The organism is Nocardia sp. NPDC047038, assembly GCF_040644075.1.
GTDB lineage: Bacteria > Actinomycetota > Actinomycetes > Mycobacteriales > Mycobacteriaceae > Nocardia > Nocardia sichangensis.
Genome location: NZ_JBEYVQ010000003.1, coordinates 151,896 through 178,689 on the forward strand (window position 1 = coordinate 151,896; position 26,794 = coordinate 178,689).

Here is a 26,794-nt window from a genome sequence, read left to right on the forward strand (position 1 = left end):
TCATGCAGGAAGTGAGGTGAATCGCTGGCGTCGAGGACGCCAGTTTTGTAACGTGTTCTAGTACAGATGGAGGAGGAAACGCGATGGCAGTTACCCCACAGGGCGGCGCGAAGGTCCGGGAGCTGGATGTCGGCACCGCACCGACCCGCTATGCGCGGGGATGGCATTGCCTGGGTCTGGCCAAGACGTTCCGCGACGGCAAGCCGCACGCGGTGAACGTTTTCGGCACCAAGCTCGTCGTCTGGGCCGACAGCAGTGGTGAACTGCGGGTGCTCGACGCCTACTGCAGGCACATGGGCGGCGACCTGAGCATGGGTGAGGTCAAGGGCGACGACATCGCCTGTCCGTTCCACGACTGGCGCTGGTCGGGGACCAACGGCAAGTGCACCGCGATTCCGTACGCGCGGCGGGTGCCGCCGCTGGCGCGCACCAGGAAGTGGACCACGCTGGAGCGCAACGGCCAGCTGTTCGTCTGGCACGACCACGAGGGCAGCCAGCCGCCGCCCGAGGTCACGATCCCGCACATCAAGGGCCCCTACACCGACGCCGACGGCAACCCCAGCGAGCAACTCGACAGCGGGTGGACCGACTGGACCTGGAATTCGATGCTGATCGAGGGCGCCAACTGCCGCGAGATCATCGACAACGTGGTCGACATGGCCCACTTCTTCTACATCCATTTCGCCTTCCCGACGTACTTCAAGAACGTCTTCGAGGGTCACATCGCCACCCAGTTCCTGGAGACCAAGGGCAGGCCGGACATCGGCATGGCCTCCAAATACGGCGGTGACACGCTGCTGAAGTCCGAGGCCTCGTACTTCGGGCCCTCGTACATGATCAACCCGCTGATCAACATCTACAGCGGTTACGAGGTCAAAAGCGTCCTGATCAACTGCCACTACCCGGTCACGCAGGACTCCTTCGTCCTGCAATGGGGCATCACGCTGGAGAAGCCCAAGGGCGTCGAGGGCGAGATGGCGACCAAGCTGGCCGAGAAGATGACCGAGGGCATCAGCGTCGGCTTCCTGCAGGACGTCGAGATCTGGAAGCACAAGTCCAAGGTCGAGAACCCGCTGCTGTGCGAGGAGGACGGGCCGGTATACCAGCTGCGTCGCTGGTACGACCAGTTCTACGTCGACCTGGCCGACGTCACCGAGAAGATGACCCAGCGCTTCGAGTTCGAGGTGGACACCACCAAAGCGAACGAGGCGTGGGAAGCCGAGGTCGCCGAGAACCTGCGGCGCAAGCGCGAGTCCGAGGAAGCCGAGGCGAGCGTCTGATGGCGGCCACCTGGGCGAAGGCACCCGATTTCGCCGATCAGCCCGCTCGGCGAGCCGAAGTGCGCGCCCAGACGGTGGTCGACAAGCAGCGGTATCTGGAGGACGGCCTGACACCCCTGCGGTGCCGGGCCTGCCAAAGTCATGTGCTGGTGCGCAAGAGCAGCAACCACCAGACGTCGGTGCAGTGGACCGGCAACCCGGCCGAGCACTGCCCTGTTTTCGCCGCACTGAGCGCGACCGGTCACGGGCCGGGTCGCCCGGACTCGTGTCCGGATCTCGAGCGCACCATCGCCTGGGCCGTGGACGAGGGCGTGCTCGAAATTCCTGAGTGATCAGGCCGTTCGGGATCGGCGGGCGGCGATCGATTCGCCCGCCGATTACCGCGGCGGTGACCGCGCTGTCGCGGCCGAGTCGTGCTCCGACTACGTTGACGGGAACAAAAGAGACCTTCGTGCCGAAACGGATCAGTCCGATTCGGCGCCGCAGGAGGGAGTTTCCGCGATGCTGGTGCGGCATCTGGACTGCGCGACCATGTGCCCGGTCGGCGGACGAGCGCTGCTCGGCAGCGGTGGTCTGCTGACCGGCGGGTTGGTCGGCCATTGCCTGCTCGTCGAGTCCGATGACGGGCTGGTGCTGGTGGACACGGGCTTCGGCATGGCCGACGTGCTCGACCGGGGCAGGCTCGGTTTCGGTACCTCGCGGTTGCTGCGTCCCCGGTTGCGCCCGGAACTCACCGCGCTGCACCAGATCCGCGGGCTTGGCTATCGGCGCGAGGACGTCCGGCACATCGTGCTCACCCATCTCGATCTCGATCACGCGGGCGGGCTGTCCGACTTCCCCGACGCCACTGTGCACGTCTTCGCCGACGAACTCGACGCGGCGACCCAGCGCCCCACCCTCGGGGAGAAGATGCGGTATCAGCCGCGCCAGTGGGAACACGGCCCCCGCTGGCTGGCCCACGAGACCGGCGCGGACACCTGGTTCGGCTTCACCGCCGTCCCGGTGCTCGAGGACATCATGCTGATCCCGCTGGTCGGCCACACGCGCGGGCACAGCGGCGTCGCGGTCCGGCAGAGCGACGGATGGTTGCTGCACTGCGGCGACGCCTATTTCCACCACCGGCAGCTGGCAGCGGGGAAGGCGCGTCCCCCGGTCGGCCTCGGCGTGTTCGAGGCGTTCGCGAGCACGCTCGGACGAGAGCGGGTGGAGAACCTGGAACGGCTGCGCACGCTGCACGCCGACCACGGCGAGCGGGTGCGAATGTTCTGCGCGCACGATCCGCACGAGCTCGAACGATTCGCCGCCGTGCCGGTGCGCTGAGCCGGGTCAGTCCAGCCGGAAATCCGCGAAGTCGAATCCCGGCGCGACGATGCAGCTGACCAGCACGTATTCCGCAGTCGCCGGCCGCGCCGACTGGCTGACCCCGCCCGGCACCACCGCTTGGAGCGCCTGACCGTGCTCCAGGTCGGGGCCGAGGATCACCTCCTCGCCGCCGATCTCCAGCGCCAGCGGTCCGCCACGGTGCCAGAGCCACAGCTCGTCGGAGCGCACCGTGTGCGGGGCGGACCGCTCGCCCGGCAGCAGCAGGAAATGGATCGCGGTGGCGGCGGCGCGCGGGCCCGGATAACCCTCCGGTGTGAATTCCACGGGGCTGCGCCAGGTTTGGCGGTACCAGCCGCCTTCGGGATGCGGCGCGAGATCGAGGGCGACAGCGAGCGGCGGTCGATTGTCGGTCATCGTTCGACTATGCCCGATCCTTCGCCGACGCTCGGCTTCCCTCGATACGCCAGGTGATACCGAAAGGCGCCAGCGCGTCCAGGAAATCGGCGGGGTCGAACGCCTCCGCCGGCGCGAGGGCGCCGGGCGCCGCGGCTCCGCCGGCCAAGCGGACCGCCGACTCCACCGCCATCAACGCCGAATCGCGGTAGGAGTCGACGCCGCTGAGCACGCCGCGGACCTGCCGCCCGTCCGCGCCGAACGCGTCGACGACGAGGTCGTAGCGCAGGTCCGCGCCGGGCGCGTCGGGCAGCGTGTCGATCAGTTCGGCGGTGAACCCGCTGAGTGTGTCGAGGATCGAGGTGGCGAGGACGCCCTCGACGTAGGAGACGTCCGAGTGCCGCGGGATGGTCAGGACCGGGGGCTGCGGGAATTTGGCGACGGTGGTCGGCTCGGTGTCACCGGGGAAGGTCATCTTCTCGCGGCGCGCCGTCGCGCCGGTGCGCAGTTCGCCGTCGGCGTAGTGCCAGCCGCCGCCGCGGAACCAATCCAAACTGGCGAGCACCGTCTTCGCGCTGCCTTTGGAACCATTGCCGCCGCTCTTGCTCAGATGGCTCAACACCACCTCGGCCGGCCCGGGCACCCGGCGCGTGATGAGGTGTGCCAGCAGGTCGCCGGGGAGGTTGCTGTCGGTGACGCCGGAGACCACGGTGACGCCGGCCGCCGCCGCGCGCGGTCCGAACTCGTCGAGCACGCGCTTCAGGAAAATCTGCTCGCCGGACATGTCGGTGTAATGCGCACCCGCGTCGATCGCGGCGGCCAGCACCGCCGAGCCGTGCTCGACATAGGCGGGCAAGCTGCTGATCACCACATCCGCTCCGGTGAACGCGGTGACCAGAGCCGTGTGGTCGGACAGGTCGGCTACCCGGATGTCGGCTGCGGGCAGGTCCGCGGCATCGGCAGCGGCTCGGACGCGATCGGCATCGCGGCCCACCAGGATCGGGTCGACGCCGCGGCGGCGCAGTTCGGCGAGCAGGTAGCCGCCGGTGTGTCCGGTCGCGCCGTAGACGGCGATGGTGGCGGTGGTTTCGGTCGATGTCATGAATAGAAAGCTATTGGCTTCTCGTGAGCCGGACAATGCGTAGAGCGCTCGATAATTTGTCCCAAACACTCAACTACAGAGTGCTACGGTGAATGGGTGGATATTCTCAGCGAGACCATCGCGGCCATCCGCACCGGCAGTCCCACCTCCGGCCTGTTCATCCGGCACGCTCCGTGGGGTCGGCGGTACCCGGTAGTGCCGGGCGCGGGTTTCCACGTGGTCTTACAGGGCTCTTGCTGGGTGGCGCCGCCGGACGGCGAACCCATTGCACTCGGCGTGGGGGACGTGCTGTTCATGCCGCGCGGGGCCGACCACGACTTGATGGACAGTCTGGACACCCCGGTCACGGAGACCGCGCAGCCCGGTGAGCCACGGGAGATCGTAGGGCCGGGCGTGCGGACCGCCTTGCTGTGCGGCGCTTATGAACTCGGCCGCAGCCGCACCCATCCGATCCTCGACGAGTTGCCCGAGTTCATCCATCTGCCCGCGCGTCCGGGGCGACATCCAGCGCTGCGCGGCGCGGTCGACCTGCTGGCCGTGGAGATCGCCGAGCCCCGTCCGGGTAGCGACGCGGCCGTGCCCGCGATCCTCGAGACGTTGCTGCTGTTCATCCTGCGGGCCTGGTTCGACGAGCAGTCCGACCTGTGCTCCTCCGGCTGGGCGGGCGCCTTCGCCGATCCCGCGGTCGCGGCGGCGCTGCGCGCGGTGCACGAGGAACCGGCCCGCGCCTGGACCGTCGCCGACCTCGGTGACATCGCGGGCGTCTCTCGCGCCACCCTCGCGCGTCGCTTCCTCGCGACGGTCGGCGAACCGCCCCTGGCTTACGTGACCCGCTGGCGCATGCTGACCGCCGCTCGTCTGCTCCGGGACACCGACAGCAGTCTCGGCGCGGTGGCCCGCCGGGTCGGATACGCCTCGGAGTTCGCCTTCGCGAAGGCCTTCAAACGCGAATACGGCGTGGCGCCGGGCCAATACCGCCGTGCGGCCGACAGTCCGCCATTGGTCGCGGTCTGACCGGGCCGCCGCCGCATATCGCTCGACCGGACCGGCAAGTGCGCGGTCGCGGCGCGAGGACTGATCCCTGCCAGCGCCGTATGACGTGGTGACCGAGGGGAACGACGCCGAAAGGGGCGAGACTTGCGGGCTGTCGCCGAACTCAGCTGAAGGGCGAGCGCGGCCTTTCCTGGAGTTCCCCGTCGACGTAGATGTCGACCTTCTCGTTGTAGAAGCAGACCAGCCCGGCGACCTTCTGGCTCTCCGGAAGCGGCGTGCGGTAGCCCCACACATAGTCGGGATACTCGTTGCCGCCGACGCGGACGGTCCAGTAGTCGGCGGTGCCCTTGTACGGGCAGCTGGTGTGGGTGGCCGACGGATACAGCAGATCCATGCGGACGTCCGTCATCGGCAGGTAGTACCGCGCGGGCAGACCCGTTTCGAAGAGAATGCGCGGCCCGTGCGAGTCGGCCACGGTGACCCCGTCGATCTCCACCCGCACATGCCGGGAGCTGGCCAGGATGTCGACGCGCGAGTACGGGTTGCGCGGGTGGACGTAGATCGGTTCGTCCTCCTCGAACCACTCGTCCATCGCGCCCCACTCCAAGCGAACCAGCTCGCGCAATTCGGTCAGCGGCGAGTCGTGGTAGCGCAGCGCCGCCCCGCCCGCTGTCGTGCCGTCGACCATGAGGTCGTAGACCGTCGCGTCGCCGCGGCTGGTGGAGTGCTGAGTCTGCCCGTTCGGTTCGAGCTTGGCGCGCAGGTCGGTGACGGGCAGATAGTAGGTCGGATAGTGCGGGTTCTCCCAGACCAGCACCGGCCGCGCGCTGTCGGCCACCAAGTGCCCGCCCAGATAGACGCGCACACGCTTCTGGCTGGTCTCGACGCTGACGCGCCCCCGCTTCGCTTCGGTCATATCTCCTGACCGTACTCCTCGCACCGGCCCGCGCCAGGGTGCGGAAACGGCGAAGGCAGCCACGCTGGCGGCTGCCTTCGGTGCGCGCGGGGATCAGTCGTCGCCGACCGTGATGGCCTGGGCTTCCTCGACGCTGTGCGGTGCGGGATCGTGGTCGTCGAGGTGGGCCAAGGCGGCGCGCCCGGCGAGCAGGACGACGACCGCGGCGGCGGTGCACGCCGCGCCCACCCAGAACGGCAGCGAGACGCTGTGCTCGCCGAGCTTGCCCGCGAGGTAGGGCGCCGCGGCGCCGCCCGCGAAGCGGACGAAGCTGTAGGCCGCCGAGGCGGTGGACCGCTCCACCGGCGCGGAGATCATCACGGCCTCGGTGATCAGCGTGTTGTTCACGCCGAGGAACAGGCCTGCCAGCACGGTGCCGACGATCAGCACCGGCTTGTGCTCGGCGAACACGGCCATCGTCGCCAGGTCGGCGGCGAACAGGCCCAGGGAGAGTCCCATCATCGGCAGCGAACCGAACCGGCGCTGCAACCGGGGAGCGAGGAAGACCGACGCGATCGCCAGCAGTACACCCCAGCCGCAGAAGATGAAGCCGATCGCATAGGTGCCCATATCCAGCGGGAACGGGGTGTAGGCGAGCAGGGTGAAGAAGCCGAAGTTGTACAGCAGGGCGGTGATGCTCACGATCAGCAGCCCCCGGTAGCGCAAGGCGCGGAACGGCGCGGCGATCGAGGTGTGATGCGTCGGCTTGGGCCCTTCCGGCAGCAGGACGACGATGCTCACCAGCGCGATGGCCATCAGCACCGATACGCCGAAGAACGGGCCGCGCCAGCTGATTCCGCCGAGCACGCCGCCGACCAGCGGACCGGTCGCGATGCCGATGCCGAGCGCCGCCTCGTAGAGGATGATCGCGCGGGCAACGCCGCCGCTGGCCGCGCCGACGATGGTGGCCAGCGCCGTGGCGATGAACAGCGCGTTGCCCAGGCCCCAGCCCGCGCGGAAACCGACGATCTGCGCCACCGTATTCGACATACCGGCCAGAGCCGCGAACACGATGATGATCGTCAACCCCGCCAGCAGCGTCTTCTTCGCGCCGAAGCGACTGGACACCACGCCGGTGACCAGCATGGCCACGCCGGTCACCAGCATGTAGCTGGTGAACAGCAGCGACACCTGGGACGGGGACGCGTTCAGTTGCTCGCCGATCGGCTTGAGAATGGGATCGACGAGGCCGATGCCCATGAACGCGATCACGCTCGCGAACGCGACCGCCCAGACGGCTTTCGGTTGCTTGGTGTTGTCCGCGACCGGGGCGCGGGTGGGAGCCAAAGTGCTCATCGGTGTTCCCTCGAGATCGGATCGTGCTGTCGCGTAGCCGTTTTCAGGGCCTCCAGCAGGTCGTGCAGTTCGGTGTCCAGCCGGGCCAGTCGCTCGGTGTCGAAGCCGGGCAGGTGTTCGCCGATCGCGGTGGCGAATGCGCGGCGGAACTCGGCCAGCCGGGTCCGCCCGGCCGGGGTGAGTTCGACGATCACGGCCCGGAAGTCCTCCGGGTCCTTGCGTCGGGTCGCGTAGCCTTCCGCGACCAGCTTGCCGATCAGCGCCGTTGCCGCCGGCTGTGAACATCGGTCGATCCTGGCGAATTCGCTGACGCGCAGCGCGCCGTGTTCGTCGAGCACCGCCAGCGCCCGCAACATGGCCCGCGGCAGGTCGTCGCCGCTGATCACCCCGGCCAGCCGAGTGAGCCTGCCCGCGGTGACGAGAAGGTCGACGACGATGTCATCCGCTACGTTCACCTGAGCTTGCCGCACGAGAAATATTATTACATAGGCTAACTATCTATCTGCGGTGAAGTCGGCCACATGAGGTGGATCCCGACGGGACGGTGGGTTCCGCCGGGTTGTCCAAGTCGGCGGTGAGCGAGTCAATCGACCTGTCCGGCAACGGGACTCGCCGATTCTTCGTAGTGGATGTCATATGCCGCCGCGATGGGATTGATCTTCACCGGATCCAGCACGCCCTCGGTCAGCACCGATGCTCCGGCTTCGAAAAGGTCCTCCAGATAGCACTCCCAGCCGCCGGGCGAGGAGATCTGCAGCACTCGTGGCGGCGGCTGCGATCCGCAGCGCAGGGCATGCGGCACGCCGTGTGGCAGCAACACGAACATGCCTTCCGTCGCGGAAAGGGTTCGGTCGTCGAACTCGACGTCGAGCGTTCCTTCGAGCACGTAGACGCATTCGTCCGCGACGTGGTGTGTGTGCCGGGGAATATCGCGCGCGAGGGTCACTTCCAGCAGGGAGAACCTGCCCTCGGTGTCGGCGGTGGTGGCCTTCACCGCGAACGCGGGCGGCAGCGGCACTCGGCCGGGCCGTGCCTCGCCGGGGGTCAGAACGCGGAAACGATTGTGGGACATGAAGTGCTACCCTTCGAAGCGATGAAACGGAACTGGAATCCGATTCCGTTTGAAGCGTAAACACGGAGGGATCGTCAGTGTCAAGGCCACCATCGGCCCGCAAGCAGCGCGCCGACGCCACGCTCAACCGCGCCCGCATCGTGTCCGTGGCGCGCACGCTGTTCGCCGAGCACGGCAGTGCCGTGCCACTGACCGAGATCGCGCGCGCCGCCGGAGTCGGCGTCGGAACCGTCTACCGTCATTTCCCCACCCATGCCGACCTCATCGAGGCCGCGGCCGAGCAGCGCTTCGCCGAGATCGAGGAGTTCGCCCGCACCGAATGCCTGCGCGCCGAGCCCGGCGAGGGGCTCGCACGCTACCTGCTTCATGTCGGCGAGGTGCTGGCGGCCGACCGGGGCTTGTCGGCGGCGATCGAGACGGCGCGGCAGTCGGCGGGCAGCGAGCCGAGGGGCGAATCCCGCGGCAGGCTCGAGGACGTGATCGGCGAGCTCGTCGAGCGGGACCGAGCCGCGGGAACATTGCGCGACGACTGCACGGTGGCGGACGTCTACATGATCGTCGGCGCGTTGTCCGCCACCATCGGCAGCGGCAGCGGTGATTGGCGCAGGCTCGTGCGGATCGTGCTGCACGGCCTGCGCCCCGATGCGGCCCGTGGACGCTCGGACGAGTGAACTCGGAGGTCAGCCCGGGGCTATGTTGGCGTTGCGGTGGAAGACGTTCCCCGGGTCGTAGTCGGCTTTGATGTGCGCCAGCTTCGCGTATTTCGTGCGTCCGTACGATTCGCGAACCCGGGCATGGTCCGGGTCGGCCATGAAATTGACATACCCGCCCTGGTTGGAAGCCAATGGACGCAGCGCATCCCACGTCGTGCGCACCCATTCCCGGTCCAGCGCGAGCGTCTCGGTGTCGGGAGTGATCGCGGTGATGTTGCACTCGTAATGCGAACGGCGCGTGCCGCCGAATGCCGTGTCGTCCTCACCGACAGTGCTGAACGTGCCGCTGAGCGGGAAGATCGGCATGAACGACAGCGGCGCGGTTTTCCTGGCCGCGTTCGCGATCAGCACCGCGATGGCGTCGTTGGAGAAATCGTCGAGGTCGAGCGCCTTCTCGTAGCCGTACAGGCCCCACGGCGCCGCCGCGTCGAGCATCCGTTGCAATCCGGCATACGGCATCGGGGTGCGGAATTCGAACAGCGGCGGCAGGGCGTTCCGGATCGGCGCCACCGCGGCGGCATGCTCCTCGGCCGTGCCGAAACCGGCGACGATCAGGGCATGGCCCGCGTGACCGTGGTATCGCTCCGGGACGAAAGGCGCGGGCGGCGCCGACATCGCCAGCGCGATCAACGCTCCCGACCGGCGCGGCAGAGTGGGGATGAACTCACGGATCAGGCGGAGTGCGTCGGTGCCGTCCGGCATGTCCCAGAAGAGCAAGCCGAGGTGAATTTCCGGCCCGACGTGATGCAGGCGGTACTCGAATTCGGTGACCACTCCGAAATTTCCGCCGCCGCCGCGCAATGCCCAGAACAATTCCGCGTTCTCGGTCTCCGACGCCCGTACCACCTGGCCGTCGGCGAGCACCACCTGCGCCGAGACGAGGTTGTCGATGGCCAGCCCCGCCATGCGGGTCAGCCAGCCCATGCCGCCGCCGAGGGTGAGGCCGCCGACGCCGGTATCGCTGATCACTCCGCCGGTCACCGCCAACCCGTACTTCTGGGTCGCGGCGTCCATGTCCGCCATCGTCGCTCCGCCGCCGACCCGGGCCCGCTCGGCTTCCGGATTCACCACGACGCCCTTGAGGGCGCTCAGGTTGATCATCAGGCCGCCTTCGCCGACCGCGGTCCCACTGTAGGAGTGGCCGCCGCCGCGAACGGATATCTCCAGCCCCCGGTCCCGGCCGAAGGCCAACGCCGCGGCCACGTCACGCGGCGACAGGCACTGGGCGATCACGGCGGGGTGCCGGTCTATGTCCCCGTTCCAGATGGCGCGGGCCCGGTCGTACCCGGTATCCGCTGGGCCGTACACCGGCCCGTCCATGGTGGACCGTAATGCTTCGAGATCGGAATGCACTGTTTGCGTCATGGCATCCTCCCGGCTGGTGGGCCCCGACGACTTTTGGGAGGCGAGCCGGCATATCGACTCGCTACGGCACCGATTCCGACCTGCGGTGCCACTCGAAAACGCATCCCCCGGCATGCGCGTGTGGCGCTTGTCACATCTTAGTGCATCGGGACCACGCCGGACAGCCTATCGAGGAAGGGCGCGCCGCCGACCAGGTCGGCGCGCCCTGACCCGGCTCAGGCGGGCTGCGTCATCGGGCGGTGCGCGGCCCCGAACAGCTGCGCGTCCGCGTGGGCGCGCTTGAAGAACAGATGCGCGTCGTGTTCCCAGGTGATCGCGATGCCACCGTGCAACTGGACGGTCTCGGCCGCGATGGCGGTGAGCGCCTCCGAGCAGTGCACGCGGGCGACCCAGACGTCCTCGGCGGCCGACGGGCTGTTCGCCGCCACCGCCGCGGTCGCCGCGACGGACGCGGACCTGGCCGATTCCAGCAGCACGTACATGTCCGCCATGCGGTGCTTGAGCGCCTGGAAACTGCCGATCACCCGGCCGAACTGCACGCGGGATTTGGCGTAGTCGACCGTCGTCTCCAGGCAGCGGTCGGCGGCACCGACCTGCTCCGCGGCCACCGCCGCCCACGCGATCTCGCGCAGCCGGGCGACCGTCCCGGACTGGTCACCCGAGCCGAGCCGTCGCGCGTGCGCGTCGGCGAAACCGACTTCGGCCAGTTTGCGGGTGGGGTCCATGGTGGGCGCGGGCCTGCGGGTGACGCCCGGCGCGGTGGGTTCGATCTCGAACAGACCGGTCGGCGTGACGACGACGAAGGTGTCGGCCGACATACCGTCGAGCACGTAGTGCGCGGTCCCGGTGAGGGCGCCGTCCGTCTCGTGCACACCCGGCTCGTCCCAGCCGCGCTCGTCGGCCCAGCAGACCGCGATCGTGCGCGCGCCCTCCGCCACCTCGGGCAGTAGCCGTGCGCACGCTTCGTCGTCGCCCGAAAGCAGCACCGCCTGTCCACCGAGAACGGCCGAGCCGAGCATCGGAACCCCGGCGAGCGTGCGGCCCAATTCGCCCACCACCAGCAGGGATTCGACCAGGCTCGCACCGAAGCCGCCGTATTCCTCGGGAATCGCCAGCGCCGCGACGCCGATCTGCTCGCACAGCAGCCGCCACAGCGCCGGGTCGTAGCCGAGTTCGGTGTCCATCGCGGCGCGCACCGCCGCGGACCCGGCGTGCTTGGTCAGCAGTGCACGCACCGAGGCGAGGAATTCCTGGTGTTCGGCGGTCATGCGATGCCTCGCTCGGCGTGTTCCTGGTCGGTATCCTCCCGCAGCGCCCGTGCGATCCGGGCGCGATGCAGGTCCGGTGTGCCCCAGGCCGAACGCAGCGCGGTCACCTTGGTCAGCCACAGCGACAGGTCGTACTCGGCGGTGTAGCCGATCGCGCCGTGTACCTGGAGCGCGGTGCGGGCCGCGCGGTAGGCGGCGTCGCCGCAGGCGATCACGGCGGCCGAGACGTCGCGGCTCCGGGTTGGTCCGGTCATGGTCAGCGCGGCCCGATAGAGCAGCGGCTCGGCCAGGTCCAGCGCGATGAGCACGTCGGCCAGCTTCTGCTTCACGGCCTGGAACTCGCCGATCGGCTTACCGAATTGCTTGCGGTGTTTGGCGTATTCGGTGGACGCGTGCAGCAGGGCCTTTCCCGCGCCGAGCAGCTGGGCCGCGCAGGCCAGCGCGCCGGTGTCGAAACCGGCGGCCACGGCCGCGGCGACCTGCTCACCCTCGGCGACGGGCTCGGCCGCGGCGACCGTGAACAGGCGGCGGGCGGGATCGACCGATCGCACCAGACCGCCGCGGTGCCCGATGGACAGCTGCTCGCCGGCCAGCAGGACCACCTCGGCGGTGTCGGCATCCAGCGCGACACCGCTCGCGAAGGCGACGGTGCCCAGCGCCGTGCCCTCCGCGAAGCCGGGCAGCCAGCGCGCGGCCGGATTCCGGTCCGGAAGCGCTTGCAGCAGAGCCGGAATCGCGGCGGCGGTCTCCAGCACCGGTCCCGGCACGGCCGCCCGGCCGATCTCCTGGAACGCCACGACCAGATCGATCGGTTCGGCGCCGATGCCGCCGTGCTCCTCCGCCACCGCCAGACCCAGCACACCGGCCTCGGCGAGTTGCCGGATCAACGCGCGACCGGGCCCGCTGTCGCCGGACGCCCACGCGCGCACGGCGGAGGGCGCGCGGCCCGCCTCCAGCAGTTTGCGCAGGCTGGCGGCGAAATCGAGTTGTTCGGGGCTGAGCGCGAATCTCATCGGCTGCTTCCTCTCGGTAGTCCGAGCAGCCGCTCGGCGATGATGTTGCGCTGGATCTCGTTGGTGCCCGCGTAGATCGGTCCCGACAGCGCGAACAGGTATCCGTCCGTCCACAGCCCGGAACGTTCCGCCGCCGGACCGAGCACCTCGAGCGCGGTCTCGTGCATGGCGATGTCGAGTTCGGACCAGAACACCTTCGTGATCGAGGATTCCGCGCCGAGCTTGCCGCCTTCGTTGAGCCGGGTTACCGTGCCGAACGTGTGCAGCCGGTAGGCCTCGCTGCCGATCCAGGCGTCCACCACCGCGTCGCGCTGCGCGGTGTTGTCCTCGTCGCCCGCCTCGCGCCACAGATCGATCAGCCGTCGCGCGGTGGCGCTGAACCGCCCGGGGCTGCGCAGCGAGAGGCCGCGTTCGTTGCTGGAGGTGCTCATCGCCACGCGCCAGCCCTCGCCGGCCGCGCCGATGACGTCGCGGTCGGGCACGAACACGTCGTCGAGGAAGATCTCCGCGAAGCCGGGTTCGCCGTCCAGCTGCGGGATCGGGCGCACCGAGACCCCGTCGGCGGACAGCGGGAACATCACGTAGGTGAGGCCCTTGTGCCGCTCGGCCTCGGGATCGCTGCGGAACAGCCCGAATGCCCAGTCCGCGAAGGCGGCGCGCGAACTCCACGTCTTCTGGCCGCTCAGCAGCCAGCCGCCGTTGGTGCGCCGGGCGGTCGAGCGGATACCGGCCAGGTCGCTGCCCGCTTCGGGCTCCGACCACGCCTGCGCCCAGATGTCGTCGCCGCGCGCCATCCGCGGCATGATCCGTTCCAGCTGTTCCGTGGTGCCGTGTTCGAAAAGCGTTGGCGCCAGCAGGAATATGCCGTTCTGACTGACCCGCCCCGGCGCGCCCGCCGCGTAGTACTCCTGCTCGAACAGCACCCACTCCAGCAGCGAGGCATCGCGCCCGCCGAACTCTTCCGGCCAGGCCACCACCGAGAGCCGTGCGTCGGCAAGGGTGCGCTCCCACGCGCGATGCGCCTCGAATCCCGCCTTGGTGTCCATGGAGGGCAGCGGTTTCGCGGGTTTGTTCGCGGCCAGGAATTCGCGGACCTCCCGCTGGAATTCCTGGGTCGTCTGATCGAGATCCAGATCCACTAGGTCGTTCCGTTCTGTTCTGCGGTGCTCGCGGAGGCCTTCATCGACTTGGCGTTCATGCCGCCCAGCGAGTCGGCGCCGACCTCGGCGTTGTGCGCGTGCGCGAAGTGGTGCAGGCCGAAGACCGAATCCATGCCCGAGCGCATGCCCATCAGGTCCTCGGCCTGATTGACCGCTTTCTTGGTCAGCGCGAGACCGAATTGCGGCATGGTGGCGATCTTCTCGGCCAGCGCGAGGGTTTCGGCCTCCAGTTCGGCGCGCGGCACCACCCGGTTGACCATGCCCCACTCCTTGGCCTGCGTGGCCCCGAAGCGGTCGCCGGTGAACAGGAACTCCTTGGCCGCGCGCGGACCCATCACCCACGGATGCGCGAAGTACTCGACGCCCGGAATGCCCATGCGGACCACGGGATCGGAGAAGAACGCGTCGTCGGAGGCGATGATCAGATCGCACACCCAGGCCAGCATGAGCCCGCCCGCGATGCAGGCGCCCTGCACCATGGCGATGGTCGGCTTGGGGATCTCCCGCCAGCGCCTGCACATGCCGAGGTAGACCTCGAGCTCGCGGGCGAAGCGCTGGTCGCCGCCGGCCCGGTCCACGTGGTCCCACCACAGCGCGGCCTTGTTCTGGTACCGCACGTGGTGGTCGCGGCCGGGCGTGCCGATGTCGTGCCCGGCGCTGAAGTGTTTGCCGTTGCCCGCGAGCACGATCACTCCGACCTCGGGGTCCTCCACGGCGCGCTCGAACGCGGCGTCGAGGGCGTAGGTCATCACCGAGTTCTGCGCGTTGCGGTAGTCCGGCCGGTTCAGCGTGACGATCGCGACGCGTCCGCGCCGCTCGTAGGTGACGACCTCACCTTCGTCCGGGATCGCCGGACCCTCGTCCGGGGTTGCCGGTTCCGACATTACGACTTCTCCTCACGTAGTTGACGCTTGAGCACTTTCCCGGCGGCGCTGTAGGGCAACTGGTCGCGGAACTCGACGAACCGCGGCACCTTGAAATTGGCCAGCACGGTGGTGGCGTGGGCGAGCACCTGGTCCTCGGTCAGGCCCGAGCCGGGCTTGCGCACCACGTACGCCTTGCCCACCTCGCCCATCCTGGTGTCGGGCACGCCGATGACCGCCGACTCCGCCACGCCGTCCAGCCGGGCCAGCGCCTGTTCCACTTCGGCGGGGTAGACGTTGAAGCCGCCGGAGATGTACATGTCCTTGAGCCGGTCGGTGATCGTCAGGTATCCGCGGTCGTCGACCGTGCCGATGTCGCCGGTGTGCAGCCAGCCGTCCTCGTCGATCGTCTCCGCGGTGCTTTCCGGGTCGTCCAGGTATCCGAGCATCACGTTCGGCCCGCGCAGCAGGACCTCGCCCGCCTCGCCGAGGCGCAACTCGAAATCCGCGATCGGCCTGCCGCAGGTGTTCGCGATGGTCTCGGCGTCGTCGTCGACGCGGCACATGGTGCCGAAACCCGCGCTCTCGGACAGGCCGTAGGCGGTGATGACGACGTCGAAGGCCAGTTCCGAGCGCATCCGCTCGATCAGCACCACCGGCACCGTCGCCGCTCCGGTGACGGCCACGCGCAGGGAGCTCAAGTCGAATTCGGTGCGGCGCGGGAAATCCAGGATCGTCTGGTAGATCGTCGGCGGGCCGGGCAGCACGGTGATCCGCTCCGCGCCGATCCGCCGCATCGTCTCCGGTACGTCGAAGGTGACCTGCGGGATGATCGTGGCGCCCGTGACCAGGCAGGCGAGGATGCCCGCCTTGTATCCGAAGTTGTGGAAGAACGGGTTCACCACCAGATACCGGTCGTCGCCCCGCAAGGTGGCGCACTCCGCCCAGGCCCGCACCACCGACAGCGCCTGCCGGTGCGCGACCAGCGTGCCCTTGCTGCGGCCGGTGGTGCCGGAGGTGAACAGGATGTCGGAGATGTCGTCGGGGCGGACCGACTCGGCGCGTTCCTCGGCTTCGGCCACGGTGACCGGTGCGGCGACGGTCGCGAGTTCCGACCAGTCCAGCGCGGCGATGTCGGTGTTCTCCGTGCCGGGTTCGACCGGGATCACCACCACCGTGTCGATGGCCAGGTCGGACGTGCGCAGTTCGGCCAAGCGGTCGCGGCCGAGGAAGGGCCCCGCGATGAACAGGGCCTTCGCGTCCACCCGTCCGAGCACGTCGGCGGCCTCGTCGGCCACGTAGCGGGTGTTCAGCGGCACCAGCGCCGCGCCCGCGTAGTGCGCGGCGAGCGCGGCGATCACCCAGTGGTGGGTATTGGGCGCCCACATGGCCACCCGGTCGCCCGTCCGCACCCCGCGTGCGATGAGCGCCCGTGCCACTTCCTGGACCGCCTCGAGCAACTGGGCCCAGTTCAGCCGCACCTCGCCGTCGGCGATCGCCGGGGCGTCGCCGAAGGTCCGAGCGGCGTGGTGCAGTGCCATCGGTGTCGTCTGTGCAGGGGTTGTCACGGTTGTCCTTACCGTCCGCGAGCGAGTTATGCGTGCACTCTACAAAGCAAGTGCTTGGTAGGTTATCCTACCGGCGTGGGTGCGATCCAGACCTCAGAATCCGACACCGCCGCTCCGGACGGGCGGTTTTCCGCCGTGCAGGACGAGCGATTCGCCGCCGAAGTGCGCGAGTGGCTGGAGGAGAACCTCAACGGCGAATTCCGCGCGCTGCGCGGCCTCGGCGGTCCAGGCCGCGAACACGAGGCGTTCGACGAACGCCTGGCCTGGGACCGGCACCTGGCCGCGGCCGGGTGGACCTGCCTGGGCTGGCCGAAGGAGTACGGCGGCCGCGAGGCCACGGTGCGCCAGCAGGTCATCTTCCACGAGGAGTACGCCAAGGCGAACGCCCCCGCGCGGGTGTCGCACGTCGGCGAGGAACTGCTCGGCCCGACCTTGCTCGCGTTCGGCACCCAGGCGCAGAAGGACCGCTTCCTGCCCGGCATCCGCAACGTCAGCGAACTGTGGTGCCAGGGTTATTCGGAGCCCGGCGCCGGCTCCGACCTGGCCGCCATCACCACCTCGGCGCACCTGGACGGCGACGAGTGGTCGATCAACGGGCAGAAGATCTGGACGTCGCTGGCTCACGTGGCCGACTGGTGCTTCGTCGTCGCCCGCACCGAGCGCGGGTCCACCAGGCACAAGGGTCTGTCCTACCTGCTGGTCCCGATGCGGCAGCCGGGGATCGACGTGCGTCCGATCATCCAGCTGACCGGGACCTCGGAATTCAACGAGGTCTTCTTCGACAACGCCCGCACCGCGGCCGACCTGGTGGTCGGCGAGCCGGGCGACGGTTGGCGGATCGCCATGGGCACGCTCACCTTCGAGCGCGGCATCTCCACCTTGGGCCAGCAGATCCGGTTCGCCCGCGAACTGGCCGACATCGAGGCTCTGGCCCGCCGCACCGGCACGGCCGACGACCCGCTGATCGCCGACCGGATCGACCGCGCCTGGGTCGGGTTGCGCGTGCTGCGCGCGCACGCCATGCGCACGATGGAGGGCGCGGGCGTGGACGACGGGGCTGGCCAGGCCTCGGTGGCGAAACTGCTGTGGGCCAACTGGCATCGCGGGCTGGGGGAGCTGGCGATGGCCGTGCTCGGCGCCCGCGGCCTGGTGGCGGGCGAGAACGATCTCAACGAATGGCAGCGGCTGTATCTGTTCACCCGCGCCGACACCATCTACGGAGGTTCGAACGAAGTGCAGCGCAACATCATCGCCGAGCGGGTGCTCGGCCTGCCGCGCGAGGCCCGCCCGTGACCGGGCCGCTGTCGGTCGCCCCCGCGCCCGTTCCTGGGCACGGCCTGCTGACCGGACGTTCGGCCGTGATCACCGCGGCGGCGGGCACCGGCATCGGCTCGGCCACCGCGCGCAGGTTGCTGGCGGAGGGCGCGGACGTGGTGGTCTCCGACTGGCACGAGCGGCGTCTGGCCGAGACCGCGACCGAGCTGGCCGCCGAGTTCCCGGACCGGCGGGTCGCCTCGATCCCGTGCGACGTGCAGAGCACCGAACAGGTGAACGCGCTGATCCGCGGCGCCGCCGAGGCCGTCGGCCGCATCGACATCATGGTCAACAACGCCGGGCTGGGCGGGGAGACGCCCGTGGTCGACATGACCGACGAGCAGTGGGACCGCGTCCTCGACATCACCCTCAACGGCACCTTCCGCTGCACCAGGGCCGCCCTCGGTTACTTCCGCGACGCGGGCCACGGCGGCGTGATCGTGAACAACGCCAGCGTGCTCGGCTGGCGCGCGCAGTACGGCCAGGCGCACTACGCGGCGGCCAAGGCGGGCGTCATGGCGTTGACCAGGTGCAGCGCAATCGAGGCTGCCGAACTCGGCGTCCGGATCAACGCGGTGGCCCCGAGCATCGCCAGGCACGCCTTCCTGGACAAGGTCAGTTCGACCGAGCTGCTCGACCGGCTGTCGGAGCGTGAGGCGTTCGGCCGCGCGGCCGAGCCCTGGGAGGTCGCCGCCACGATCGCGATGCTGGCCAGTGACTACACCACCTACCTGACCGGCGAGGTGGTTTCGATCAGCAGCCAACGCGCCTGAGCCACGGGCTTTTCGGGCTCGTCCGCTCTGCATGGGGCGGACGAGCACACCCCGGCGACCATCGAGCAGCCGTTCGTCCGCCACGCCCGGAGAGATCTTCCACGCCGTATTGCGATCGCCTTCTCGCATCACGGCTGCCGGGTGAAATGGGCAGCTGATCAGGTGGAAAAGGACGAGCCGGAGCGCGGCGGGGTGTGCCATGCTGGATGAGATCGGATCAGCGCTCTTCAAGGGGGCGATGGCTATGGGTCGCGATCGCCCACCTGCCCGCGAACAACTGGAACTCGATGTGGTGCGCGAAGTCGTGCTGGCCAGGCGACGGCTCGACAGCCTCGTCCTCTCGGCCCTCGCCCTCGGCGCCGAGCTCATCGAGCACACCTCCGAAAGCGCGGTCGCCACGGCCGCCGCGCGGATTCTCGAGCAGCACGCCGTCGACGAGGGAGAGGTCGCCCGCGATCCGCGCGGCGCGCTGCGAGCCGATCTGGCGCGCGATCGCGAGCGTGCCCGGCGCATCGGCCTCAGCGCCGACAGCACGGAGAGCGAGCAGGAGCAGCGCAGGCAGCGCCAGACGGACTTGCTGTGCGAGGTGCGCGCCGACTTGCTCGCGGTGGTCGCGAAATGCCGGAAATTCCGTTTCGACCAGGTGACCTTCTCGGACGAGATCGCGCAGGGCCTGTGCGCGGCCACCGACAAACTGGTGATCGGGGCCGACATGGACACCTACCACGCCTGGCAGCGCGGCATGGTGCTCAAGCTGAGCGAGGAGCCGGTGCGCGGCGGCCCGCCACGGGTGATGGCCACGGTGGACGCCGGTCCCGATCGCGGTCAGCTCACCGTGGAGTGGGACAGCTGCGAACGTCGTCTCGCGCTCGTCGCCCGGATGGCGCGCGCGGGCGTCTCGCCGGTGATCATCTGCGATCGCCTGCTCGCCGATCTCTCGGTGTCCTCGCCGCTGCGCTATTCGGCCCGTTGAACGGGGCCGCTGTACCAAGCAAATGCTTGGTTGTATGATGGCCGTGTGCCCGCACCAGACGCCTCTAAATCAGCACGGCGCAGCGAGTTGCTCGCCTTGGCGGCCGAATTGTTCGCCGAGCGGGGATTGCGCGCGACCACAGTGCGCGACATCGCCGACGCGGCCGGGATCCTATCGGGGAGCCTCTATCACCACTTCGATTCCAAGGAGTCGATGGTGGACGAGATCCTGCGCGGGTTCTTGGACGAACTGTTCGGCCGCTACCGCGAGATCGTCGCCTCCGGTCTGAGTTCGCGAGACACCTTGGAAGCCTTGGTGCTCGCGTCCTACGAGTCGTTCGACCGCTGGCACGCCGCGGTGGCGATCTACCAGGCCGAGGCGAAGCGGCTGCGCGACTCGGAGCGGTTCGCCTACATCGCCGCGTACAACCGCGAATTCCGCGAGCTGTGGCACCGGGTGCTGACCAACGGCGTCCAGGACGGCAGCTTCCGGCCGGAGCTGGATGTCGAACTGGCCTACCGGTTCCTGCGTGACACGGTGTGGGTCGCGGTGCGGTGGTACCGCCCCGGCGGCTCGGTCACCGTCGAGAACCTCGCGAAGCAGTACCTGACCATCGTGCTCGACGGGCTCACCGCCGGCGAGCGCACCACGTAGGAGTCCTTACATGTCAGCACCTTCCGCGTCCCGTCGTCCGTATGCCCCGCTGCGGGACGCCTACGTGATCGATGCGGTACGCACCCCGGTCGGCAAGCGCGGCGGCGCACTGGCGGGCGTGCACCCGGCCGATCTGGGCGCGGCCGCGCTGCGCGGCCTGCTGGACCGCAACCCGATCGACCCGGGCAATGTGGACGACGTCATCGTCGGCTGCGTCGACAACGTCGGCCCCCAGGCGGGCAACATCGGCCGCACCATGTGGCTGGCCGCGGGCTATCCCGAAGAGGTGCCCGGCGTCACGGTGGACCGGCAGTGCGGATCCAGCCAGCAGGCCATCAATTTCGGCGCCCAAGCCATCATGAGCGGCACGGCCGAGGTGATCGTCGCGGGCGGCGTGCAGAACATGAGCGCGATCCCGATCTCCGCGGCCATGTTCGCGGGCAAGGAGTACGGCTTCGACTCGCCGTTCGTCGGATCGCAGGGCTGGGATCACCGCTACGGCACCGCCGAGGTGACCCAGTTCCGCGCGGCCCAGCTGATCGCCGAGAAGTGGGACATCAGCCGGGCGGAAATGGAACGCTGGGCGCTGCGCAGCCACGAGCGGGCCCGCGACGCGATCAAGAACGGCCGCTTCGACAACGAGATCGTGCCGGTCGGCGATTTCTGGATCGACCAGGGCCCGCGCGAGACCAGTCTGGAGAAGATGGCTTCGCTGCCCGCGCTGGCCGAGGGCAGCCCGCTGACCGCCGCGGTGGCCAGCCAGATCTCCGACGGCGCCAGCGCCACCCTGCTCGCTTCGGACTGGGCGGTGCGGGAGTACGGCTTTACGCCGCGAGCGCGCATCCACCACGTGAGCGCGCGCGGCGCGGACCCGATCTACATGCTCACCGCGCCGATCCCGGCGACCAAGTGGGCGCTGGAGAAGTCCGGTCTCACCATCGATGACATCGACGTGATCGAGATCAACGAGGCGTTCGCGCCCGTGGTGCTGTCCTGGCTGAAGGAGACCGACGCTAATCCCGAGAAGGTCAACGTCAACGGCGGCGCCATCGCCCTCGGTCACCCGCTCGGCGCGACCGGCGCGAAGCTTTTCGCGACGCTGCTCAACGAGCTCGAACGGATCGAGGGCCGCTACGGCCTGCTCACCATCTGCGAGGGCGGCGGCACCGCCAACGCCACCATCATCGAGCGCCTGCCGCGCTGATCCGCGCGAGCGAGCGGCACGCCGAGAAGTTCGACGTGCCGCTCGCGTGTCGTGGAGGGCGACGGGTCGTGGTCAGTCGGATTGCACCTCGTGATCCGACTGCCCCTGAGGCGGCCCATCATTGATGGCGCCACGGCTCTGGTGGACCCGCCGTTCGCGCGGTCCTTATCGCTGTGAGCGCAGGTACTCGTCGTGTTCGCGGTCCTCGCGGTAGTAACGCTGGGTCAGCACGGTGAGACGGTTGATCTCGGCCGCCATAGCGGCGGGGGCGAGCGGTTTGGCGACGATGGGGTCGCCCGTTCTCACGTAGTAGCGGCCATCCGTGTAGTCCATCCACCAGAAACCGCGCCCGAAACTCGGGCGGGCGTCGACGGCTGGGCCGGCGAACACCGTGACCTCGCCCAGCCCGAGGCGTTCCCGCTTGAAGATCTGGTCCAGCCGCGCCACGGTGCCGACCTCGTACGGCTTGCGCACCGGCCGTTCCCGGTCGGCGGTCACTTCTTCGCGGCGCACTTCGATCGGCGGATGGGTGCCCGCGGGCATCTTCGGCAGCGCGGCCACCGCTTTGGCGGCGACCCGCCCTGCGGCGCAATAACTCACGATCACGTCAGCTCCGGTGTCCGGTGCGTGGCCGGGGAGTTGGACCAGGGTGGCCCCGGCCTGCCCGCGTACCGCGCCGTGGAAACGGAACACGATCGACATGTCCGGGCCGCCCATGCCTTTGGACTCGACCCGTACCTCCGGCTCCAGCAATACGTCCAGCGCCTGTTCCAGCTCGACGGCGTATCGCCCGAGCAGCGCGTCGACCGCTTCCTCGCGTTGACGCTTCAGATCGGCGAAATCCATCTCTTCCGGACGATATTGCAGCGGGTACGGCAGACGGTCGCGACCATAGGCGGACCAAAGGATTTCGAATTCCTGCCCGGTGAAGCGCCAGTCAGCCATGCGGGTTGTCTCCGATGACCGGGGGAACGGCCTTCGGCAAGGAATCCGAACCGGTGAGTTCCTCGCCGTTGTGCTGGTTGATCAGATAGTCCTTGACGCCCGATGTCTCGCGTTCGTCGTCCTTGCCGCGAGACCCCATCCCCGGGGCGATGCCGCTCGTTCCGGTCGTGCCGGTTCGCGCCGCCTGGGCTCCGGTCGCCGTGGCGGCCGGATGAGCGTGCGGCTGCTGCGGGCCGGCCGGGACGTTGCGGCCCGGTGCGGGAGTTCCGGTGATGTTCGGTGCACCGGATACGACGGGGGTGCCGGGACGCCCGGGTGTATTCGGGCTCGTCGTCCCGGGCCGACCAGGCGTCGCCGGAGCGGTGGTGATGTTCGGGCTCGGCGTAGTGGTGCTGCTCGGTGTCGTCGACGGCGTGTTCGATGTCGTCGGTTGTACGCCGGTCGACTGGTCCACACCCGCCGGGGTGACTGCCTGCGGAGTGGTGGCGGGGTTGGTCTCGGGCGATTGTCGTGGGCCGCCGTCGGATTGGTCGGTGGTCTCCGGTTGCGCGGCTTCGGGCTGGTTCGACTCGGTAGTCGTCGTCTGCGGTGCGGAGGTATTCGGAGCGCCAGGTGACGAGATACCCGGCTGCTGCCCGGGATCTGCCACGATCTGCGGGGCCGTGGGCAGGACGGGCACACCGTGGTCGGTCTGATTCGCGACTTGGCCGTACACCGTCCGCAGAATTCTCCGCGCTTCCTGCGTGGCCTCCTCTTCGGTGTAATCGCCCGCCTTCATGACACCGTCTTGGGGCAGCGTCTTATCCCGCAGGTCCGGGCGTTCGGTGGCCTGCGGCATCAACGCCTGCGTCTGCTCGAGACCGGTATGCATCTCCGACAGCTTGAAACTCACCAGACACGCGGCATCCGCGAGATTCCCCGACTGATTCCGGTAGTTCGTCACCGCGTCCGCCGCCGCTTTCCCGGATTGCCCGGTCCAGCCCGGATTCGTGCCGTCCCCGGTCACGGTGCGGCCGAACTGCTCGTTGAACGCCTGAATCGCACCGGTCAGATTCATCCCGATGTTCAACCAGGCCTCCGACGCCTCGCGTACCGTACCCGGCCGCATCGCGTTCACGGCGTCGACCATCTGAGCCAACGTCATGCTGTCGTAGTTGTCCGGTCCCGGAATTCGCGGCGGCTCGTACTCCCCCTGGAACGATGTGCCCAACCGGCTGGTGAAGTCGTAGATCGTGTCGCGCTCCCGATTCCACTGCTCCTGCGCGGCGATGATCCGGGCGCGGTACTCCTCGTAGGTCATGGTTGCGCGTCCAAGCCGGTGAACTGGTCGGCCCTCGACTGGTCCAGCTCCACGAAGTTCGCGATTGCTTTGGCGACAACCTCTTTCGCGATCTTTACCGCGTCGATGTGCTGCATGAGGACGGCGTCCAAGGATTGCTCGGTGCCAGCAGCCTTGCTGGCGAATTTCTCCCGGAGAACCTGACCTGAGGGAAAGGGGCCGAAACCGTCGATAATCTTGACCCGGTCCGCCATTTGCAGGATGGCGTCCAGCCGGTCCAAGTAGTCGTCGCAGGCCTTGTCCAACCCCTTGCCGATCTCGGGATGTAGCACTATCTCACCGGAATTGGCCAGGTCGAGAACTCTCCGCCACTCCGTTGCGTCGACTCCGACAGACACAACCCCTCCTTAGTTTTTCGGCAGGTACTGCGCTAGATCGGAGGCATGGCGACGGACCTCTGCGCATGGATCGCCTTGTTTGCCAACGGAGTAGCGAGTTACGACCCGAAACAAGACCGTGCCCTGTGCCGCTTCGACGGCGATGCTGCACTTGAGTTGCTTGGCGTCGCCCACATCGAGGAACTCGACGGCGTTGTGGGCACCGACCGGATGCGGTGTGAAGGACTCGAAATCACGACGCTTCTGAACGTCCTGAAGAGTGGGCGTACCGGAGAAGATCGTCAAGTCGTACCAGCGGGAGACGGCTCGCCACCCGCATACCTTCCATCCGGTGAAGTCCACGCCAGCCGCGTCCTTGTTCTTGCTGGCGGTATCCAGCCCGGTCCCCGATATCGCAGCTTCCGGCAGGTCGCATGGGTTCCAGAGTGCCGCGTCCGGGTCGGCAGACTTCGTGGCGGTGGTAGTCGCCGTGGCCGCCGCCGTTGTGGAGGTCGGTGTGCCCCCGGTGGAGTCACCACACCCAGCCAGCACCACCACCGCACCGGTCGCGAGCACGGCACCGCGTAACAGCTTCCCCCAGCTCGTCATCGGTTCCTCACCGCCGGTGCCGTAACGCATCGACGGGAGCCGGACCGGCTCCTCCGCCCCCTGCAAGCTGGGATCGACGCTACTGGGCGGTTCACGGGGTCGCAACAGTCGCCGACGGGTGAGGCGAAGCGCGACGGAAATCGGAGCACAGTGGCACAGGTGAGCGGAATTCTGACACGCTCGCGCTTCCGAGCGGTTCTGGGGCATCGGCTTCTGCGGGCGCGGCAGCGCGGCTCGCGGCACGGCAGTTGACAACTCTTAGTCGTGTCCGTTGGGGTCGCGCATGTAGTCCCCTCGTCCCTTCCGGCATGTGATCCGTCGATGTCTGCCGTTTGCGGGCCGCTCGCGGCGAAGTGCCGAGTTCTTACACGCGTTCCGGCGGCGGGTGCCACAGATCTTCGCCTCGCATGTGCAGTGCGTTCCGATGCCCATCTTGTTTCCCCCTTTGTGCTGCGACCAGGCCGAACATCATGTCGGCCGCCTGCTGTAGCAGCGGCCTCGTTGCCATCACACCGACCGTGCATGCATCCCGGGCAGATTCGACCGCCTGCTCGAGAAACGCGGGGATCTCGATGACGCCGAATTCGAAGTTCTACGTATTCGAAATGTTCGTAACGTTCGACTGTTCGATTATTAGTGACCATCTTTCTCTGTACAGTTCGGGTGTGGCGAACATCGTTGAGCTCGTACTGCTTTGGCTCGATGGTGCTGCCTTGCATCCAATCGGTGGCAGTGGAGCGCTGACTCGATGAGGGGTCCGGGGGCCAATGCTGTCAGGGAGTTGTTCAGGCGAGTCCGTGACGATCTGCGCGGAATGCTGCGCCGCCAAGCCGAGGGTCACAATGCCTGGATACACGGCAAAGCCGAAGGCGTCAGAGAAACCGACCGCGTCATCCGAAGAAGCGACCAGGACGGATACGACCGGATCGCGGGCACCCGAGAACCGAGCGAGGCCGCGGGCGGTTCGGCTCCTGTCGCCGCACGCTCCGGGCGGACACCGCTCACCGATCTGTCGCATATGCGGCCGCTGGGTGACCTCTTCGACGGCGCTCGGCGCGGCGATCTCGACGACTACGACCTGACCCGGGAGCTGGGAGGACTGCAGCGCAAGTACGGTCCCTATCACCTCGAGGATCTCGGCGCCTGGTACGAACGGTCTTGGGAACGCGAGGACGGAAGCATTCACCCCGAGAACGTGGGGTTCACCGCGAAGATCTCCGGTCCCGGCGGAGAAGACGCCGGCTCGCTGCTCTACAGCTTCACGCGCGACAACGACGGGAGGCTCGTAGTCACCCATGACCTCACCGAACTGAACGAAGGCTTCACGGGCAAGGGATTCTCCACTGCCTTCGCCGCATCCACAGAGGACTACTTCCGTCGATCGGGTGTGGACAGAATAGAGTTGACCGCCACGAGACTGCGGCAAGACGACTCACTCGACGGCGCGGTCGCCTGGGCCAAGGCCGGCTACGACTGGAACCCGGATCCGGTGAAACTGGCGAAGTCCGTCAACAGCATGAGATCGAGGATCGACTCACTGCTCGACGGGGAAATAGGCACGCTGAGCTCCGCCGACACAGCGCTACTTCAGGACATGCGCACACGATTCGACGGACCGCCGGTGGGATATCCCTCACCCCAGGAACTGGTCATGCTCACCGGTGACAAGCTGAAACTCGGCGAGGAACTGATGAAAGGATCGTCATGGCACGGGATGAAGAAACTGTGACTCCCACCCCGGAAGAACGTGAGTTCATCGAGGCCCGCGGCAAAGCCACCTCCGCCCACTTCATGCGGTTCGTCACCGAACGTGGCCTCGACACCGACCCCGATACTTGGCCCGCGGCCGACCGCGAAGAATTCGACCGGCAAGCACGCCGACTCATCGAGGAATGGAAAAACCGCGCACGCGAAACCTTCGGCCTGTGAACATCACCCGGCCCGCCTACAGCGCGGCGCCCCACCGTGGGTGACGCACGAGTTCGCTCACGGCACGGCGGTGAACAACTCGTAGCGGCCTGGTAGGCATCGGCGCGGGTATGGCGAGCGCCGATCCGGCCCCGGATCAGCGGCCGCCCGCTCCCGCGCAACCGCAGGATCCGCATTGCCCCCGCCGGGCCAGCCGCAGGGCCCCGACCAGCCGCCCTGCCCGCCGCCGCAGTAACGCACGGATTCGTGACGACGTTCGACCCGACGGGAGAGTCCCATGTTCCACTGGTTGCCGCCGACCGGCAGCTATCTGTCCCAACGGGCAGCTGGCTACCCCTGCTGATGTCGATCTGGCCCCCGCGCACTATCTGAA

Annotated in this window: 28 protein-coding genes; 12 read left to right on the top strand and 16 right to left on the bottom strand. The window is 68.3% G+C overall.

The window, feature by feature from the left end; translation table 11 throughout:
- The first annotated feature begins 83 nt into the window (after positions 1-83).
- From ABZ824_RS14195 to ABZ824_RS14205, 3 genes are all read left to right on the top strand, one after another.
- Positions 84-1,280 carry a Rieske 2Fe-2S domain-containing protein gene (locus ABZ824_RS14195; RefSeq protein ID WP_356963597.1) on the top strand — a complete coding sequence of 399 codons (1,197 nt, stop codon included), beginning with the start codon at positions 84-86 and terminating at the stop codon, positions 1,278-1,280.
- Positions 1,280-1,612: a hypothetical protein gene (locus ABZ824_RS14200; RefSeq protein ID WP_355076806.1), complete on the top strand. Its 333-nt coding sequence runs from the start codon at positions 1,280-1,282 to the stop codon at positions 1,610-1,612. The genes ABZ824_RS14195 and ABZ824_RS14200 overlap by 1 nt, the downstream gene beginning before the upstream one ends.
- Before the next feature lie 169 nt (positions 1,613-1,781).
- The gene (locus ABZ824_RS14205) at positions 1,782-2,600 is read left to right on the top strand and encodes an MBL fold metallo-hydrolase (RefSeq protein WP_356963598.1); all 819 of its coding nucleotides are present in this window, start codon (positions 1,782-1,784) and stop codon (positions 2,598-2,600) included.
- A 6-nt stretch (positions 2,601-2,606) separates the two neighbouring features.
- On the opposite strand, the gene ABZ824_RS14210 is transcribed toward ABZ824_RS14205, so the two are convergent.
- Positions 2,607-3,017 carry a cupin domain-containing protein gene (locus ABZ824_RS14210; RefSeq protein ID WP_355076809.1) on the bottom strand — a complete coding sequence of 137 codons (411 nt, stop codon included), beginning with the start codon at positions 3,015-3,017 and terminating at the stop codon, positions 2,607-2,609.
- Between the two features lie 7 nt (positions 3,018-3,024).
- Positions 3,025-4,098 carry a saccharopine dehydrogenase NADP-binding domain-containing protein gene (locus ABZ824_RS14215; protein ID WP_356963599.1) on the bottom strand — a complete coding sequence of 358 codons (1,074 nt, stop codon included), beginning with the start codon at positions 4,096-4,098 and terminating at the stop codon, positions 3,025-3,027.
- Between the two features lie 96 nt (positions 4,099-4,194).
- Here ABZ824_RS14215 and ABZ824_RS14220 point away from each other — a divergent pair, with 96 nt between their 5' ends.
- Positions 4,195-5,112, top strand: coding sequence for an AraC family transcriptional regulator (locus ABZ824_RS14220; protein ID WP_356963600.1), 918 nt, complete (start codon positions 4,195-4,197; stop codon positions 5,110-5,112).
- A 142-nt stretch (positions 5,113-5,254) separates the two neighbouring features.
- On the opposite strand, the gene ABZ824_RS14225 is transcribed toward ABZ824_RS14220, so the two are convergent.
- From ABZ824_RS14225 to ABZ824_RS14240, 4 genes are all read right to left on the bottom strand, one after another.
- Positions 5,255-6,007 carry a DUF427 domain-containing protein gene (locus ABZ824_RS14225; protein WP_356963601.1) on the bottom strand — a complete coding sequence of 251 codons (753 nt, stop codon included), beginning with the start codon at positions 6,005-6,007 and terminating at the stop codon, positions 5,255-5,257.
- A 93-nt stretch (positions 6,008-6,100) separates the two neighbouring features.
- On the bottom strand, positions 6,101-7,342 hold the full coding sequence (locus tag ABZ824_RS14230) for an MFS transporter (RefSeq protein ID WP_356963602.1): 1,242 nt from the start codon (positions 7,340-7,342) through the stop codon (positions 6,101-6,103).
- Positions 7,339-7,812 carry a MarR family transcriptional regulator gene (locus tag ABZ824_RS14235; protein ID WP_355076815.1) on the bottom strand — a complete coding sequence of 158 codons (474 nt, stop codon included), beginning with the start codon at positions 7,810-7,812 and terminating at the stop codon, positions 7,339-7,341. The genes ABZ824_RS14230 and ABZ824_RS14235 overlap by 4 nt, the downstream gene beginning before the upstream one ends.
- 113 nt (positions 7,813-7,925) lie before the next feature.
- Positions 7,926-8,414, bottom strand: coding sequence for a cupin domain-containing protein (locus tag ABZ824_RS14240; protein WP_355076817.1), 489 nt, complete (start codon positions 8,412-8,414; stop codon positions 7,926-7,928).
- A gap of 77 nt (positions 8,415-8,491) precedes the next feature.
- Here ABZ824_RS14240 and ABZ824_RS14245 point away from each other — a divergent pair, with 77 nt between their 5' ends.
- Positions 8,492-9,085 carry a TetR family transcriptional regulator gene (locus ABZ824_RS14245; protein WP_356963603.1) on the top strand — a complete coding sequence of 198 codons (594 nt, stop codon included), beginning with the start codon at positions 8,492-8,494 and terminating at the stop codon, positions 9,083-9,085.
- 9 nt (positions 9,086-9,094) lie between these two features.
- Here ABZ824_RS14245 and ABZ824_RS14250 read toward each other — a convergent pair whose 3' ends face one another.
- The 6 genes from ABZ824_RS14250 to ABZ824_RS14275 all read right to left on the bottom strand — a co-directional run bounded on the left by ABZ824_RS14250 (position 9,095) and on the right by ABZ824_RS14275 (position 16,364).
- Entirely contained in the window at positions 9,095-10,492 is a 1,398-nt protein-coding gene (locus tag ABZ824_RS14250; RefSeq protein ID WP_355076821.1) for an FAD-binding oxidoreductase, read from the bottom strand.
- Positions 10,493-10,707: 215 nt separating this feature from the next.
- The gene (locus ABZ824_RS14255; protein WP_356963604.1) at positions 10,708-11,760 is read right to left on the bottom strand and encodes an acyl-CoA dehydrogenase family protein; all 1,053 of its coding nucleotides are present in this window, start codon (positions 11,758-11,760) and stop codon (positions 10,708-10,710) included.
- A complete protein-coding gene (locus ABZ824_RS14260; RefSeq protein ID WP_356963605.1) occupies positions 11,757-12,773 on the bottom strand; it encodes an acyl-CoA dehydrogenase family protein in 1,017 nt (338 codons plus the stop codon). Before ABZ824_RS14260 ends, ABZ824_RS14255 begins: the two co-directional genes overlap by 4 nt.
- Positions 12,770-13,912, bottom strand: coding sequence for an acyl-CoA dehydrogenase family protein (locus ABZ824_RS14265; protein WP_356963606.1), 1,143 nt, complete (start codon positions 13,910-13,912; stop codon positions 12,770-12,772). The genes ABZ824_RS14260 and ABZ824_RS14265 overlap by 4 nt, the downstream gene beginning before the upstream one ends.
- Entirely contained in the window at positions 13,912-14,817 is a 906-nt protein-coding gene (locus ABZ824_RS14270; protein ID WP_356963607.1) for an enoyl-CoA hydratase, read from the bottom strand. Before ABZ824_RS14270 ends, ABZ824_RS14265 begins: the two co-directional genes overlap by 1 nt.
- Positions 14,817-16,364: a FadD3 family acyl-CoA ligase gene (locus ABZ824_RS14275; RefSeq protein WP_356963608.1), complete on the bottom strand. Its 1,548-nt coding sequence runs from the start codon at positions 16,362-16,364 to the stop codon at positions 14,817-14,819. Before ABZ824_RS14275 ends, ABZ824_RS14270 begins: the two co-directional genes overlap by 1 nt.
- Before the next feature lie 75 nt (positions 16,365-16,439).
- Between ABZ824_RS14275 and ABZ824_RS14280 the strand changes: the two genes are divergently transcribed.
- From ABZ824_RS14280 to ABZ824_RS14300, 5 genes are all read left to right on the top strand, one after another.
- Positions 16,440-17,657 carry an acyl-CoA dehydrogenase family protein gene (locus tag ABZ824_RS14280; protein WP_356963609.1) on the top strand — a complete coding sequence of 406 codons (1,218 nt, stop codon included), beginning with the start codon at positions 16,440-16,442 and terminating at the stop codon, positions 17,655-17,657.
- On the top strand, positions 17,654-18,451 hold the full coding sequence (locus tag ABZ824_RS14285; RefSeq protein WP_355076832.1) for an SDR family oxidoreductase: 798 nt from the start codon (positions 17,654-17,656) through the stop codon (positions 18,449-18,451). Before ABZ824_RS14280 ends, ABZ824_RS14285 begins: the two co-directional genes overlap by 4 nt.
- Positions 18,452-18,650: 199 nt before the next feature.
- The gene (locus ABZ824_RS14290; protein ID WP_356963610.1) at positions 18,651-19,424 is read left to right on the top strand and encodes a hypothetical protein; all 774 of its coding nucleotides are present in this window, start codon (positions 18,651-18,653) and stop codon (positions 19,422-19,424) included.
- A 45-nt stretch (positions 19,425-19,469) separates the two neighbouring features.
- A complete protein-coding gene (locus ABZ824_RS14295; protein WP_356963611.1) occupies positions 19,470-20,078 on the top strand; it encodes a TetR/AcrR family transcriptional regulator in 609 nt (202 codons plus the stop codon).
- Positions 20,079-20,127: 49 nt separating this feature from the next.
- The gene (locus ABZ824_RS14300; RefSeq protein ID WP_356963887.1) at positions 20,128-21,282 is read left to right on the top strand and encodes an acetyl-CoA C-acetyltransferase; all 1,155 of its coding nucleotides are present in this window, start codon (positions 20,128-20,130) and stop codon (positions 21,280-21,282) included.
- Between the two features lie 165 nt (positions 21,283-21,447).
- Here ABZ824_RS14300 and ABZ824_RS14305 read toward each other — a convergent pair whose 3' ends face one another.
- The 4 genes from ABZ824_RS14305 to ABZ824_RS14320 are packed head-to-tail and all read right to left on the bottom strand — an operon-like array spanning position 21,448 to position 24,522.
- Positions 21,448-22,227, bottom strand: a complete 780-nt coding sequence (locus ABZ824_RS14305) for an ESX secretion-associated protein EspG (protein WP_355076837.1) — start codon at positions 22,225-22,227, stop codon at positions 21,448-21,450.
- Positions 22,220-23,527, bottom strand: coding sequence for a hypothetical protein (locus ABZ824_RS14310; RefSeq protein WP_356963612.1), 1,308 nt, complete (start codon positions 23,525-23,527; stop codon positions 22,220-22,222). The genes ABZ824_RS14305 and ABZ824_RS14310 overlap by 8 nt, the downstream gene beginning before the upstream one ends.
- Entirely contained in the window at positions 23,524-23,904 is a 381-nt protein-coding gene (locus ABZ824_RS14315; protein ID WP_355076840.1) for a hypothetical protein, read from the bottom strand. The genes ABZ824_RS14310 and ABZ824_RS14315 overlap by 4 nt, the downstream gene beginning before the upstream one ends.
- A 9-nt stretch (positions 23,905-23,913) precedes the next feature.
- Positions 23,914-24,522, bottom strand: a complete 609-nt coding sequence (locus ABZ824_RS14320; RefSeq protein ID WP_356963613.1) for a DUF3558 domain-containing protein — start codon at positions 24,520-24,522, stop codon at positions 23,914-23,916.
- A 751-nt stretch (positions 24,523-25,273) separates the two neighbouring features.
- Here ABZ824_RS14320 and ABZ824_RS14325 point away from each other — a divergent pair.
- Both ABZ824_RS14325 and ABZ824_RS14330 read left to right on the top strand, forming a co-directional pair.
- A complete protein-coding gene (locus tag ABZ824_RS14325) occupies positions 25,274-26,221 on the top strand; it encodes a hypothetical protein (RefSeq protein WP_356963614.1) in 948 nt (315 codons plus the stop codon).
- Positions 26,197-26,421, top strand: a complete 225-nt coding sequence (locus ABZ824_RS14330) for a hypothetical protein (protein ID WP_356963615.1) — start codon at positions 26,197-26,199, stop codon at positions 26,419-26,421. Before ABZ824_RS14325 ends, ABZ824_RS14330 begins: the two co-directional genes overlap by 25 nt.
- Positions 26,422-26,794 lie beyond the last annotated feature (373 nt).